A 14,239-nucleotide genomic window follows, 5' to 3' on the forward strand; every position below is an offset into this window, starting at 1 on the left:
ACATCTATAATGTCTATGTAAGTCGAAATGGCATTTCGACATACAAGATATTACCTCATTAAAATCATCTTCTTTACAGATGTAAACGCACCAGCAGACAATCTGTAAAAATAAATTCCGCTTGCCGCTTGATTTCCTGCCCGAATATATTGTAAATTTTTATCTCTACTTTATTGGCTTGTGGAAGTTGGTATTTTATGAGTGTACTTGGATTGAACGGATTCGGGTAATTTTGGTTTAATTTGTATTCTACCGGTTTCCCGTCAGTATTAGTTGAGTTCTTCTCCGGAAACTTTCTCATCGCAGCGCGATAGGATGAGGATTTTCCCAGACTTAATTCGGTATAATCTCCTTTAGTTAACTCCAACATTATCTCAGCTATCTGTATCCGTTCATCGTCTGAAAACTCATTCTTCAGCTGCCATAGTGTCTCTTCGGCTTCGCATTCCGATTCTAATTCCAGTGCTTCAAGAAGTATTTTAGATAGTAATATTGATATTTTTGTGTCGCTGTCGATATCCATCTGCAGCACCTGATTATATTTTTGAATTGCCTCATCATACATATCGTTTGCAGCATATTCCTGAGCTAAAATCATCGAGGCAGTTTTGACAATTTCTGCGCTTTCACTTCCGGCAATGAGAGATTCTAAATATGGATTGAGACCTCCGGTAATAATTGACCCTTGTTCTTCCTGAGCAATATCCTTTGCCGTCTGGTAAAGTTCGACCAAGCCTTTTACGGCTTCATCAGTAGTACCGTAGTTATTTATTATATATTTGTAATTATCGACTGAAGCATTTAACAATCCACTGCCTCGCGATTCGAGTGCTTCCCATAGCTTTTTCTCTGCATCATTCGTCGGCTCTTGTGTCATACATTCAAACACAATCTTTGACGACGCATCGGCTAAAAAGTCATCTGGATTAAAGGTAGCAAAACCCCAGTCGGTCTTCATTGCCGTAAGGTCGGATTTTTCAACTACAACGGCAAGGGGAATATCGGGATCGGTTCTTGGAATTAAATTATCCCCGCCAAGCTGCGATGCACAATCGCCGTTTAAGTAACCTAAAAATGCATATCCCCCCACTGCGAGAAGCTGTGTAAGCTCGTTCCCCTGAATAATATTTAAGCCGGGTTTGTCAAGAGCGATATCTCCAAAACGGGGATAACCGCCGCCGTATATTACAGCCCCGACCTGCTCATTATCCTCTATTGTTGTCCCGAATATCTTCGGACTGCTCGCATCTACCAAAACTCCTTTCTGTCCTTTGGCTATTCGGCTGTTTTTAACTACTGCATCGTTTCCGCCGAGCGAAGCAATTCCCCAAACATTATTTTCTATACGGCAGTCCTTTATCAAAGACGGCTCATCCTGTTTGCCGTACATTGTTATCCCCAAAAGACAATTTTTTACATCAGAATTATTGATATTTAATTCTGCTTTTGATCCCATTATACCGGCAACCGCACCGTTTATATCGGCATATTCGATATCAGCCCTTGCATCCTTGCCCAATATTATTCCGCCCCAGCGCTGTAATGGATTCTCGGATGTAAAACGAACTTTGCTGTTTACATTCCCCTGAATATTTAATTCACCTTGTACACGGAGTTGTGAACCCGGTGTCATAACTACATTAACGCCCGGCTCGATTGTGAGTGTACTACCCGGTGGAATTGTTGGCGTTCCGCTTATTACAACATTTGAACCGCTCTGCCAGACTATATTATTCGGGTTTGAACCAGGAACTACCGGCAGTGGATTTGATGATGCAGTCATTTGTCCTGATACCCTTCGGGCAAATACACCATTATCAGTTGCCTGATATATGCTGTCGTTTGCTATTGTGAATCTTCTTATATCGTAAGCAGACCTGTTAATTGCTACTGTGTCCCACGTCCAGTTTGCTCCGGTGGTTACTCTAAAAATCGTATCCGGTTTTGTTGAACCGGAGCGGTCCCTCAGCACATACAAATCATTATTATTAACCATTACCTGTTTGTAACTCCCTTTTCTTTGTAGAACTGATGCCAAGCTATTGAAATCATATCTAAAATATCCTTGCGGAGTTGCACTGTAAACATAAGGTTCAGAAAATAGCAGACTTAAAATTTTCTTCTGACCTTCTGTTGCACTTAGACGAAAATCCCAATTGCCACCTCCGTTTTGTGTAACATAAAGGCCTTTTTCTGTACCTGCAAATGCAACATTGTTATCTTTAACTTGAATTGAAAAAACCTCAGGAAATGTTGTTCCCAACCCAATCTTTGCAACAGGATGCCAGGTAAGTCCAGCATCGCTACTGCTAAAAATATTTGTACTCGTGCTGCCCATTGATGCTTTCTTTCCAAAGGCATATAGTTTATTTTGCCAGCGGACTATTCCATTTATTATAGCACCGCTCGTTCCTGCATTAATCTGAGAACGAGTCCATGTCTTTCCTGTATCAACCGACCGCGCTATAAATACGCTATCTTTTTTATCTTCAATTCTACCAAAACAAAAAAAAGTATTGCCATTATGCAAGTAAAAACCTTGGCTTGTCTTACCTACAGTAAATTTATCTTTTGCAAATGCCATATTCACAGCCGACCAACCGCTTCCATTTTTTCGGTAGATAACATCCTGTTTATTCTTAATCCTTTCTGCAATTGCAAGAATTACATTCCCGCTTACCGCAACTGCTTTTGTGTTTAATGTTGCAATTGTTGTTTTGGGATTCTTATTAGACCAGCTTGTTCCGCCATCAGTGCTTACGTAAACATACTCGTTTGTTCCTACTAAAATCTTGTTTTCATTCATGGGATCAATATCTATTGATAATACTTCACCTTCTATCTGTGCTACTTTTTCAGGACTGACACCGATAGAGCCAACATACAAACCATCTTCGGATGCAGCAAAAATCTTTGAGCTTGTCGCACGAAGTCGTTTTATTGGTTTTGAAAGATTTTTTAAAACATCAAATGTCCTATTTTGAAAATTATAACGGGTAATTTTTCCGTTATTCTTACCAGTAGATACTCCAACATAAATTTGGTCCCCAATTTGATTTGTGGTTATGGCAGTAACATCGCCTGAAATTATTTTTTCCCATCTCTGTGTTCTATTATTAAAAAACATTGTAAAATTAGTATCCGACCAGCTTACCCCACGGTTTATACTTCTCCACAAACCGCTTGCCCCACCTTGTTTTGTTGTAATATCTTTAGGTTGTGCCCCTGCTACCCAAACAGTCTCAGGTTTCTGCGGTACTGTCCAGACATCCTCCACATTGGTTTTAGGATTCGTCCCTGTACCTGCGAAATATTGAATACCCCTGAATTCTATACCACCATCTAATGACCTTCTCAGGCTCGATTCATTCGGTTTATACTTCGTCCCAACCCAAGCTACTGTGTCGCCGCTGGAGCGGGAATAGAGGAGGCGAAGAGGGGCAACATTTGTTATACGTGGTTCAACAATAAATTCACCACCACCATTTGTGCTTAGCCACACATCTCTTCCTTTTGCTACAAGCACAGTATTGCTACTATCTGGCCTGCATGCCACAAGAAGCGGTGAGTCCATTGCATTAATAAAAGACCAGTTTGTACCTTGGTCAACGGATTTGGATAGCTTAATTGCATCCGCAGCATAAATTGTAAACGTGCCGTTTTTATAACCGGCGCTAACATCGCGAACATCCTTGGCAACAGGCGGCCCGCCTAAGTTTTGCCACGACTGTCCGCTTACATTCATCACATTAATTATTAATACGACAAACATTACGAATGACAATTGTAATATGTTTAATTTCGTTTTCATAACGATTTTACCTTTCATTTTTGTTGATAATTTTTTTGTTAAATTACCAATGCAAGCTGATTTAGAGCTTGCATCGTGTAAGAGGCGATGAGTTTTGCTTTCGGTTATTCGTCATCGCCTATGCCTTTTTTGTGTTACATGTTCTCCTGTACAACAGAGAACTTTGGTAGTTTACCCGCCACATCGGCGGGGTGTAACTCCACACAAGTTTTAATTTCTGTTTTTGATCTTTCCCTTTCAATTTGTTCTTATTTACTTAACAATTACTCCATTAATCCATCATTCCATTACTCCATCTCTTTTTACTTCATCAGGAGCATTTTACCCGATGCCGTTGTACTGATAAATTCTTCATTTACGACATTCAGCCGGTAGTAATAGACTCTCGACGGTATATTTGTTCCGTCGAATTCTACATCATATTCTCCTTCTTCTTTATACTCATTATCAATCAGCACATTTACCTGCCTGCCAAGAACATCATAGACTTCTAATGTAACATATCCTGATTTTATTATTTCGTATATAATAGTTGTATTCGGATTGAATGGATTTGGGTAATTACTGATTTTAATTTCTTTTTCATACTCTTCGTTCTGCTCATTTAAGTTTTGCGTTGTTTCTGTTTTAAGGTTAGACGGTAATATGCCGTAAACAAAGTATGACCCTATATATACATCGTACATTGCCCAATATACTTTTCCATTTCCTATAGCCGTGTTAGGCGAAAGTCCGCGTATATTACAATAATATGTTGGAGTCCATGTTAAACCGTTATCTAATGATAACTTTAAAGCATTCGCTCTACCACCGTTTTCAAACGTTACACACCACACCGTGCTAATAACCGGTACTTTTGATGCAATTGACTTCGGTTTCATTATACCCCAGCTTGCTTCGGGTGCATCGGTCAATCTTACTTCCGGCTCAAATGTTTTACCAAAATCGAGCGAACGTCTGAATATCGTTGTTCCGTCCCAGCCAAAATTAGAACCGTATTTTCCGTCGTTCCAGATTACACCTACAAAGCCGTTTGGCTCGGCTACAATATCGGGCTGAATGGATGCTTGCAAGTCGTTTGTTGAAAGGAGCATTCTTCTCGACCAGTTCCGGCGTTTTATTTTTGAGCGGTAGTGGACTGCTTCGATATTCGTGTTTCGTGTACCCCATTGGTTAACCTGTTGAAGCCATCCGCCTGCAAGAGCTATGCGCGGTTCGTACACCCGACGACCGCCTGCATAACCGCGAAATTTCCAGGTCTCACCAAAATTTGTCGAGATGTAAATATACTTCGGTACTGGTGTACCTTTTGTCCATCGGGCATCCCCAATTAAAACTGCTATTGTATCACCAGAGCTTGCCATGTCTAAAGGGGCAGATTCATATTCAACAAATTTTCGGCGTGTTGTAAATGTTTCTCCTCCATTAGTACTTATCATGAAACCCGTATAAGGCCTGACTCCCCCTGTGGATAAGGTATCCATATGATAAAAAATTAGAAATACTTTATTCTTATGTGCAACAATCCGGGTCCAACCAGCTCCCTGAACTGTTCCAATAGAATCCTCTATTATATTTTTCTTAATATCAAATGTTAATCCCCCATCTGTCGAGCGACAAAAATATTGTAATCTCAAGTTAGGCGGTGCACCTTCTTGTCCAGTAACACCGTATACCGTATCACCAACTACAGCCAAATTGGGCCACCACCCATTCTCAAACAGCAGCACCGGCTCGCTCCATATTATCTGGTTACACAGCGATGTGTCGGCTGTCTTGGCAAGCGGCGGTAAGCTCGCTTTGTCGGGCTTGATGCCCGTATCAAATACTTTGGGAACTGCATTATAACCACTACCATATATATCGCTGATACCTTTAGCTAACTCTATCGCATCAGGCAAATAAATATTCTTATCCTTAATAACATACGCCTCGCCGCCGTTGTATAATTGTATATCCACTCCCTCTATCAACTCGCTCAGTGAATCGGGATGCGGCGGTACATAATCATCCTCATCGAAGAGTGCATGTCCGACTGCTCGCCCGTCTCTGACGTTCGGGTGGGTTTGGGTTTGAACCTGCGAACAAAGATGAGTAATTGAAAAGGCAATTGTAAAAATTAATATTAATGTTTTCATAATAACTCCTTGTTAATTATTTATCTCGTCTCAACTTCGCATCAAAACTAATTAGGATTCATTGAGCTTACAACGAGTAATTTAGTAAAATAAAAGCCTTAACGCAACTTATTTTTACACTATTAGAAAAATTTAATTATGAGGTGGTTTACCTATAAAAACCTAAAAAACAGTTTTTTTGAGGCGGGGGTATTGAAATTGCCAGTTTCTCAGTATGGCGCGGTTGTTTAAATGTAAATAGTGTTACTGTCATTCTATACTAAGCTGGACAGACTGAAAATCTATCCTAGCGATTTACTTCTTCCATCAACTCCCTTACAACATCGTACTTCCCGAAAGGCGGCATCATGTAAATTCCTTGAACAATCTGTTTTGCTTCTTTGATAAATTCTTTCGATAACTCAATGCCAACTTTTGAGGCATCGCTTCCGGCATTCCGGATTTTTTCTCTGACTTTTTCGGGTATTATCATTCCCGGGACTTCGTTATGCAAAAAATCGGTATGCTTGTAACTTCGTAAAGGCAGCACACCAACCATTAAAGGTAGATGCAAGTGTTCAATCCGTTTTACAAAATCTTCAAGAGTTTTCAATTCGTATAAGGGCTGAGTAAAAATTAACTCAGCGCCGGCTTCGGCTTTCTTCTCAAGCCGCTCAATCTCTAAATCCATATCGGCAGCTAACGGATTGGCAGCACATGCAATCAAAAAAGAAGTCGGCTCGCCGATTGTATGGCCTAACAAATCGACACCGCGGTTCATAGAACTAACCGCTCTTATTAATCCTATTGAATCAACATCGAATACGGATCGGGCTTGTGGATAATCGCCGATGTTTGCCGGGTCGCCTGTTATGCAAAGCAAATTTTTAATGCCTAGAGCGTGCGAACCTAACAAGTCGGCTTGTAGAGCCAATAAATTTTTGTCGCGTGCCGTGAAGTGTGTGATTGTTTCAATGCCAACCTTTTGCTTTATCAGTTGCGAAATTGCTACAGGGGTCATCCTTAGCCGGGCACGGGCGCCGTCGGTGATATTTACTGCATCAACTCCAAGTTCGTAACATTTTTGCGCCCCCTCGATTACTTTCCGCATATCGACGCCGCGGGGAATATCGAGTTCAACAGTAGTTAAAACTTTTTTGCCGATGTTCCGTGCAAATTTCGATTTACGAAATTTATCTGCATCATATTGCAATTCTTTTTCAGGTTCGAGTGATAATTCTACTTTAGCCGAAGATTTAATATCACCTCTTTTAATTTGAACATCTTTAATAGCATCTCTGATTGCCCGGATATGAGCGGGTGTTGAGCCGCAGCAAGCGCCAATTATTGTAACTCCGCTTTGAACAAGCTCGCGCGCATAAGTTGCTAAATATTCAGGAGATGTGTGATAAATCGAACGCCCGTCCTGCAGTGTTGGAATTCCTGCAGCAGGTTGAGCAACAAGATAGATTCCCTCTTTATGAAGGTTGCGGATAATCCCAAACATCCGCTGCGGTCCGACAGTACAATTCGCCCCAACTATATCTACACCTTTTTCAATGATGTGCTCGATAACTTCGATTGGATAATTACCTGCGAGTATTGAGCCGTCCTCGGCGAAAGCTTTTTGTGCAATAAGTGGAATATTTGTAAGTGATTTCACAGCTTCGATTGCTTCATCGAGTTCCTGAGTGCTTACAAAAGTTTCGAGCATTATCAGGTCGATACCCCCTTCAAGCAAATACTCAACCTGTTCTTTGAAAGCATCGCGTACGTGCTGCCGTTTTACTTTTCCGATTGGTTCCATTAATTTTCCTGTTGGACCAACTGCACCAGCAACATAAATATTATCGCCGGCAGCGCGGCGGGCAATTTCAACTCCCGCTAAATTTATCTCTCTGATTTTGTCTTCTAAATGATAATCCACCAAACGAAAGCGGTTTGCTGAAAATGTATTCGTCTCGATTATCTCTGAACCGGCTTCAATATATTCGCGATGAAGCCGTTCAACGATGTCCGGGTTTTTAATGTTTTGAATTTCGTGCGGAAGTTCGTCGTACTCGTATAAATCGAGCAGCGTTCCCATTGCACCGTCGCACAGAATCGGTCCCAATTTTAACCGGTCTCTAAATGGTATTTTCATACCTAAACTGATTTTCTTAAAATGTACTCCTCGGCAATCTGCACGGCATTAGTTGCGGCACCTTTACGCAGATTATCGGAAACAACCCACATATTCAAACCGCTCTTAATTGTTTCGTCCCTTCGTAGCCGTCCGACGAATACTTCATCGCGATTATGCGACCAAATTGGCATTGGATAAATATTTTGCATCGGATCGTCCTGCAGCACAACTCCCGGTGCGCTGCTTAAAATTTTTTTAACTTCTTCAAGTTCAAACGGTTTTTCAAATTCAATATTGATTGCTTCGCCGTGTCCTCCGATTGACGGAATACGCACACAGGTTGCCGTAATTTTCAAAGTCGGCTCTTCCATAATTTTACGGGTTTCATTCACCATCTTTAATTCTTCGCGTGTATAACCATCTTCATAAAAAATATCTATGTGTGGAAAACAATTATACGCAATTTGATGAGGGAATTTTCTCTTTACCATCGGAACTTTTTGCAACTCATCTTCGAGCTGGTCAACAGCATACTGACCGGCGCCCGTTACGGACTGATACGTTGATACGACTATTCTTTTTATTTTCCATTTATCGTGCAGCGGTTTTAAGGCAACCACCATTTGAATTGTCGAGCAGTTGGGATTGGCAATGATGCCTTTATGTTTTAACACTTTATGCGGATTTACTTCAGGAACAACAAGCGGAACCCAATCTTCCATACGAAACGTGCTGCTGTTATCAATAACAAGCGCTCCTTTTTGAGCCGCGATGGGAGCGAATTCTTTGCTGACGGTACCGCCGGCACTAAAAAACACAAAATCGAAACCCGACAATACATCGGCAGTTAACTTTTCGACAAAATAAGTTTTTCCTTTAAAGTCTATTTGCGTGCCTATCGATTTTTCGGTAGCAAGAAGATTTAATTTGCCGACGGGAAAATTACGCCGTTCGAGAACTTTTAAAATTTTTCTTCCAACCAAACCAGTGGAGCCCACAATTGCGATGTCAAAAAGTTTCAATGTTTGCCTCTAAAATTTTTATGTGAAAATATTTATTAACAATAAAAAGGGAAATACGATAGTTTCGATGATGCCAAAGAAGATTGATCTAAAAGCATCCACACGCAACAATAATATTATGATGAATATTCCAAAGAAACCGATGTTACGATATTGTTCGCTGATATTGTCCGGCAAAAACGAGGCAACAACGTGCGAACCATCTAAAGGCGGAATCGGCAACATATTAAACACGGCAAGTATGACGTTCAGATACACACCACCTATAAACATTTTTGTTAAGAACCCCCACATTTCGATTAGCACTTCGACACCTGTTTGTTCAATTAATGGAGTGAGTGTGCGAGCCAATATGAAAGCAACGGCGCACACAAAAGCCAGGGCAATATTCGATAAGGGACCGACTACCGAAACAAGTATATCGTCGCGTTTGAAATTCGAAAAATTCATTGGGTTCACAGGAACCGGTTTTGCCCATGCAATAAAAATCTGCCCAGCCATAAATAAAGAGAACAGAGGAACAAGGACTGATCCGATTGGATCAATATGAGGAATAGGATTGAAGGTTAAACGCCCCATCATTTTTGCGGTCGGATCGCCTAAACGCAAAGCCATATAACCGTGTGAAATTTCGTGGACGATAACAGAAAACAACAGGATCGGGAGTATATATAAATGTTCGATAATTTTTTCCATCTTCTAAGTTTATGAGTATTTGATAAATTCAGTAAAAAGATAAGTGTTTTTAAGTTAAAAGAAAAATAATTATATTCTGCAAGAATAATAGTGAGAAAAATATGGGCTCAGTAAAATTAGAAAATGTCCGGAAAACATTCGAACCAAACGTAACAGTTGTTCACGATGTTAATCTGGAAATTCCGGATAAGGAGTTTATCGTGTTAGTTGGTCCTTCGGGATGCGGCAAATCGACAACATTGAGAATGATTGCTGGACTCGAAGAAATTACAAGCGGCACGATTTCAATTGACGAAAAAGTCGTGAACGACATCCCTCCGAAAGATAGGGACATTGCTATGGTATTTCAAAATTACGCTCTCTACCCGCACATGAACGTGTTTGAAAATTTAGCTTTCGGCTTGAAATTACGAAAGTATGATAAAGCCGAGATAAAAAAACGTGTGCAAAAAGCTGCCGATATACTTGGCATCAGCCAGTTGTTAGAACGCAAACCGAAAGCATTATCGGGCGGACAGCGGCAGCGGGTTGCTTTGGGACGAGCAATTGTTCGCCAGCCGAAAGTATTTTTATTCGATGAGCCGCTCAGCAATCTCGATGCAAACCTGCGTGTTCAAATGCGAACCGAAATTTCACGGTTGCATCACCAAATCGAAACTACAATGATTTATGTAACACACGACCAAGTTGAAGCTATGTCGATGGGCGATAGGATTGTTGTAATGAAGGACGGCTACATACACCAAGTTGATACACCGCTAAACATCTACAATAATCCCGTAAATAAATTTGTTGCTTCGTTTATTGGAAGTCCGACGATGAATTTTGTCGAAGGGACAATTCATTCCGATGGTCAACTGATGTACACCTCGCTGAACAAAGCTTTGAAGTGTAATTTACTCAATGAATTCAAAAATAAATTAGCCGCTTATACTAATAAAGAAATTGTGTTAGGTATAAGGCCCGAGCACATTCACACACACGCTAATTCGACAACTTATGAAACGATAACCGGATTCATCGAAGTTATAGAAACGGTCGGCAACGAAATGTTTGTTTATTTCGCACTGGGAGAAAGCGAAAAGTTAGTAGCTCGCGTTCCTCCCGATAACCGGTTAAAAGTAAACGAAAACTACTCCCTTTATATAGATACCACTAAATTACATTTCTTCGATAAAGTTTCTGAAAAAGCAATATAAAAAGCCGGTCGTTACTTTGACCGGCTCGTTTTCCAAAACCCTAACTGTCATAAATTTATTTCATCAACAGCATTCTTTTAACTTGCACAAATTTCTTACCTGGATTTTGTATATCAGCCGCTTCAATTCTGTAGAAATATAAACCACTTGCCGCTTCAATTCCTAAACTATTTTTTCCATTCCATTCAACCGAACGATAGCCGCTTTCCTGAGTTTCATCAGCAAGCGTTTTAATTTCTTGCCCGAGTAAATCATAAATTTTTATAGTAACATGAGAAGCATTTGGCAATCCGTAACGAATAACAGTAGTTGGATTAAATGGGTTGGGGAAATTTTGGGATAGCTCGAATTCATGAGGTACCGCCCCGATTTCAGTTAGTTTGTTTTGGATAAAGGATTGACTTCCGACTAATATGTTCATTTTCCGTGGATTAGATTTGGATAGATTCGTGAAAGAGTATTTATCCGATTGTCTCAAATATTGAGTTGATTTTATCAGCTTATCTATCAGAACAACTTCGGTTTCAAGTGGTATGTTTTCCAATCCATCAAATTTCAAGTCAATTTTATCTTCAATATTACTGAGAACTTCGAATTCCCAATCGGCACCATCTACGGGATTAGGGCGGGCATCAACGCAGAACTTATCTAATATCTTTCCCCAGTTTGCACGGGGGAAATAGACAGAGACAAATTCGCCGATAACAGGTGGCTCGGGTTTATCTAATTCATCATAATCAACCATTGCCGATGGAGATATGACTATTTCATTATCGTCATCTTTGGCGCCTCTGCATTCTGCTAAAATTTTTATTTTCCAGATAACATCTTCTGATTTTTCAGCAGTTTGTTTTGGTGGTACAATTCCTACTTTAGGGTTGACAAAAAGCGTATCTATCGAACCCGACAAATTTGAAACAGCATATCCCTCAAAAGGAATTATTGCACCACTATGACTTGTCCAGTTTCCGTTGTAAGAACGTGCATCTAAAACACTGCCGCTCTTCCGAGTGAGATTGCTAAACGGCACATCGAAGTTAAACGGGTTGCCGATCAACGTCCACCCTGTATCTAACGGAATAGAATATCTAACGTGAGTAAAGTTAGATGTACCCTCGCCGGTATTAATAATTTTTCCTGCGTCCTTTACAATCAGCCAGAACGATTTACCCGGAAGCATTTGCGATGTATTTCCATACTCAACATACGGTAATTTTCCGCCTTTCAATTCGAAGAACCTCCACTTGGTATTATTGTAAGCGCCTAAATCATCTTCCAATACTGCGCTGGGGGTTTTATTCGTAGCGCTGATTGGCAGGGAAATTAGCCGATATGCGTTTTGTTCGCTGCCGGCGGGTTGGGCGGTTGGTTTTGCAACTCCATTTAAAACAGCAACCTGTGCAGAATAAATATCGGTTACTGGAAAACGTGCAATGTTATTATAAACATCTGCGGCGGTAACATAAAATTCTAACCCGCGCGATGTAATAGAACTTGCCGGAATAACACCGTTATAGATATTGCCTGTCTTCGTTAAAGTGAGTGGAGTAAATGTCTGATCGCCGCCCCGCCGATAAAACAATGTTGCACTTGCCACGCCGGATAAATCGGTTACATTGAATGAAACTGTAACTTGCTGAGCAGCTACCGGAGGAGAAATGGAATCTAACGAAACAATTGGTGCCGTTGCATCCAATGTGGCTGTATAAATGTAGCCGCTGGAAGAATTTATTTGTCCGCTTACGCCGATACCGACAGGAGATGGTTGACCGAGCGTAGAGGTTAGCGTAAAAGCTCCACTCGAAGAAAGACCGCCAGCGTTACTTTGTGTCGATGTGGATAATTGAATTTGTGCCTCTGCCCCATAACAAAGCGATAGTATAATTAAAAGAAACTTTTTAATATTCATTGTTTGGCCTCTTTTGATTTTCTATATTTATTTACCAGAACCACTCGCTGGCGATTGATCTGCATTCTCATTCGAAGTCCCAGACATTTTTGTTACCGTCCCATAGGATGTTGGGAAGTACATCAAAATCAGTTTTGAATACCAGACTGAGGCGCTACCACCTACCCAACCCCTAAATGCATTTAAATAGTATGTATAGGATCCTGCTGCAGTTATGTTAAATGTTTTTTCATGTGAGATTGATCCCCACCAAACAACTGATGATGCGAAAGTCTGATCGTTTGCCCCAAATGCTATATATTGGGTTGGGGTTGTGGTGTTTGCAGTTTCAATACCCACTAGTATATTACCGATTGAAGTACCGCCTATCTGACCGAAAGCATGGCCCAATGCAACTATATAACCAGGCCCTGGAACTGTTATTGAAGCACTTGTAATGTTTGTAACTCCACTATTAGCAATGACAACGGATCCTGTATTGGCACCGCGCGCGACACCTGGCTCATCTAAAATTTTAGCCGCTGTTACATTGTTATCAGCTATTTTCACAGTGGTTACTGAATTTGATGCTAGGTCGGCAGCCGCAATTGTACCATCCACAATTTTTACAGAGCTAACGGAATTATCAGCGAGGTCGGCTGTTGTAACCGTTCCGTCAACAATTTTTGCCGAGGTAACTGCGTTATCAGCTATTTTCACAGTAGTAACTGAATTCGAAGCTAAGTCGGCAGCCGCAATTGTTCCATCTAAAATTTTTACTGAGGTAACTGCATTATCTGCTATTTTAACAGTAGTAACTGAATTAGTAGCTAAATCAGCAGCTGCAACCGTACCGTCTAAAATTTTTACCGAGGTAACTGCATTATCTGCTACACCATCAGCCTGATCAGCACGAAGAGAAAATGCAACACTCGTTATCCGTAACCTGGGAGTCATCTCAGTTCCGCTTCCAACAGTAATTCCAATATACCGATCCCCTGTTCCTACAAATAATGGGGAAGTAGCGGTGGAGAAAGCTGAGATGCTTCCTAATATCACGTTAAAAACACCGTTCGTTATAGTAGCGCCGGTTTGAGTTTCCGTCCATATCGCTGTCCCTCCAGTTAGTACATCATAAATTTTAAACGTTAGATTTCTTGTACCGCTTAGTGGTACTCCCGCGGAATCCAACTTACCTTGGTAATTAACCAATTGCGGAACTTGGGCTTCTACAAATGAAATAATTAAAAATAGACTAATAAAAATAATTGAAAAAGTTTTCATGACAAATTTCTCCTTTTAAATAGTTTATATGTTTTTTAAATATTTAGGGTCTTCGCGTACTCGAGTGGGTCATTTTATATCTCCTTGAGCATGCAAG

8 protein-coding genes are annotated in these 14,239 nt (G+C 40.6%); 1 reads left to right on the forward strand and 7 read right to left on the reverse strand.

The window, feature by feature from the left end; all coding sequences use genetic code 11:
• Window positions 1-73: 73 nt before the first annotated feature.
• The 5 genes from QME58_11825 to QME58_11845 all read right to left on the reverse strand — a co-directional run bounded on the left by QME58_11825 (window position 74) and on the right by QME58_11845 (window position 9,771).
• A complete protein-coding gene (locus tag QME58_11825; protein MDI6804512.1) occupies window positions 74-3,811 on the reverse strand; it encodes a right-handed parallel beta-helix repeat-containing protein in 3,738 nt (1,245 codons plus the stop codon).
• Between the two features lie 302 nt (window positions 3,812-4,113).
• The gene (locus QME58_11830) at window positions 4,114-5,949 is read right to left on the reverse strand and encodes a T9SS type A sorting domain-containing protein (protein ID MDI6804513.1); all 1,836 of its coding nucleotides are present in this window, start codon (window positions 5,947-5,949) and stop codon (window positions 4,114-4,116) included.
• Window positions 5,950-6,235: 286 nt separating this feature from the next.
• A complete protein-coding gene (locus QME58_11835) occupies window positions 6,236-8,071 on the reverse strand; it encodes a bifunctional homocysteine S-methyltransferase/methylenetetrahydrofolate reductase (protein ID MDI6804514.1) in 1,836 nt (611 codons plus the stop codon).
• A gap of 2 nt (window positions 8,072-8,073) precedes the next feature.
• Window positions 8,074-9,075, reverse strand: coding sequence for an aspartate-semialdehyde dehydrogenase (locus QME58_11840; GenBank protein ID MDI6804515.1), 1,002 nt, complete (start codon window positions 9,073-9,075; stop codon window positions 8,074-8,076).
• An 18-nt stretch (window positions 9,076-9,093) separates the two neighbouring features.
• Window positions 9,094-9,771 (reverse strand): site-2 protease family protein, encoded by a 678-nt coding sequence (locus tag QME58_11845; GenBank protein ID MDI6804516.1) that lies wholly within the window; start codon window positions 9,769-9,771, stop codon window positions 9,094-9,096.
• 101 nt (window positions 9,772-9,872) lie between these two features.
• Here QME58_11845 and ugpC point away from each other — a divergent pair, with 101 nt between their 5' ends.
• Window positions 9,873-10,970: a sn-glycerol-3-phosphate ABC transporter ATP-binding protein UgpC gene (ugpC, locus tag QME58_11850; GenBank protein ID MDI6804517.1), complete on the forward strand. Its 1,098-nt coding sequence runs from the start codon at window positions 9,873-9,875 to the stop codon at window positions 10,968-10,970.
• A 55-nt stretch (window positions 10,971-11,025) separates the two neighbouring features.
• Here ugpC and QME58_11855 read toward each other — a convergent pair whose 3' ends face one another.
• A complete protein-coding gene (locus QME58_11855) occupies window positions 11,026-12,879 on the reverse strand; it encodes a FlgD immunoglobulin-like domain containing protein (protein ID MDI6804518.1) in 1,854 nt (617 codons plus the stop codon).
• 27 nt (window positions 12,880-12,906) lie between these two features.
• Entirely contained in the window at window positions 12,907-14,142 is a 1,236-nt protein-coding gene (locus QME58_11860; GenBank protein ID MDI6804519.1) for a hypothetical protein, read from the reverse strand.
• Window positions 14,143-14,239 lie beyond the last annotated feature (97 nt).

The sequence above is a fragment of the Bacteroidota bacterium genome (assembly GCA_030017895.1).
Lineage (GTDB): Bacteria > Bacteroidota > Ignavibacteria > UBA10030 > BY39 > JASEGV01.

Excerpts from the sequence above, each read along its gene's own strand:
- QME58_11835 (MDI6804514.1), bottom strand. The coding sequence starts at position 8,071 with ATGAAAATACCATTTAGAGACCGGTTAAAATTGGGACCGATTCTGTGC.
- QME58_11860 (MDI6804519.1), bottom strand. The coding sequence starts at position 14,142 with ATGAAAACTTTTTCAATTATTTTTATTAGTCTATTTTTAATTATTTCA.
- QME58_11830 (MDI6804513.1), bottom strand. The coding sequence starts at position 5,949 with ATGAAAACATTAATATTAATTTTTACAATTGCCTTTTCAATTACTCAT.
- QME58_11855 (MDI6804518.1), bottom strand. The coding sequence starts at position 12,879 with ATGAATATTAAAAAGTTTCTTTTAATTATACTATCGCTTTGTTATGGG.
- QME58_11825 (MDI6804512.1), bottom strand. The coding sequence starts at position 3,811 with ATGAAAACGAAATTAAACATATTACAATTGTCATTCGTAATGTTTGTC.
- ugpC (MDI6804517.1), top strand. The coding sequence starts at position 9,873 with ATGGGCTCAGTAAAATTAGAAAATGTCCGGAAAACATTCGAACCAAAC.
- QME58_11845 (MDI6804516.1), bottom strand. The coding sequence starts at position 9,771 with ATGGAAAAAATTATCGAACATTTATATATACTCCCGATCCTGTTGTTT.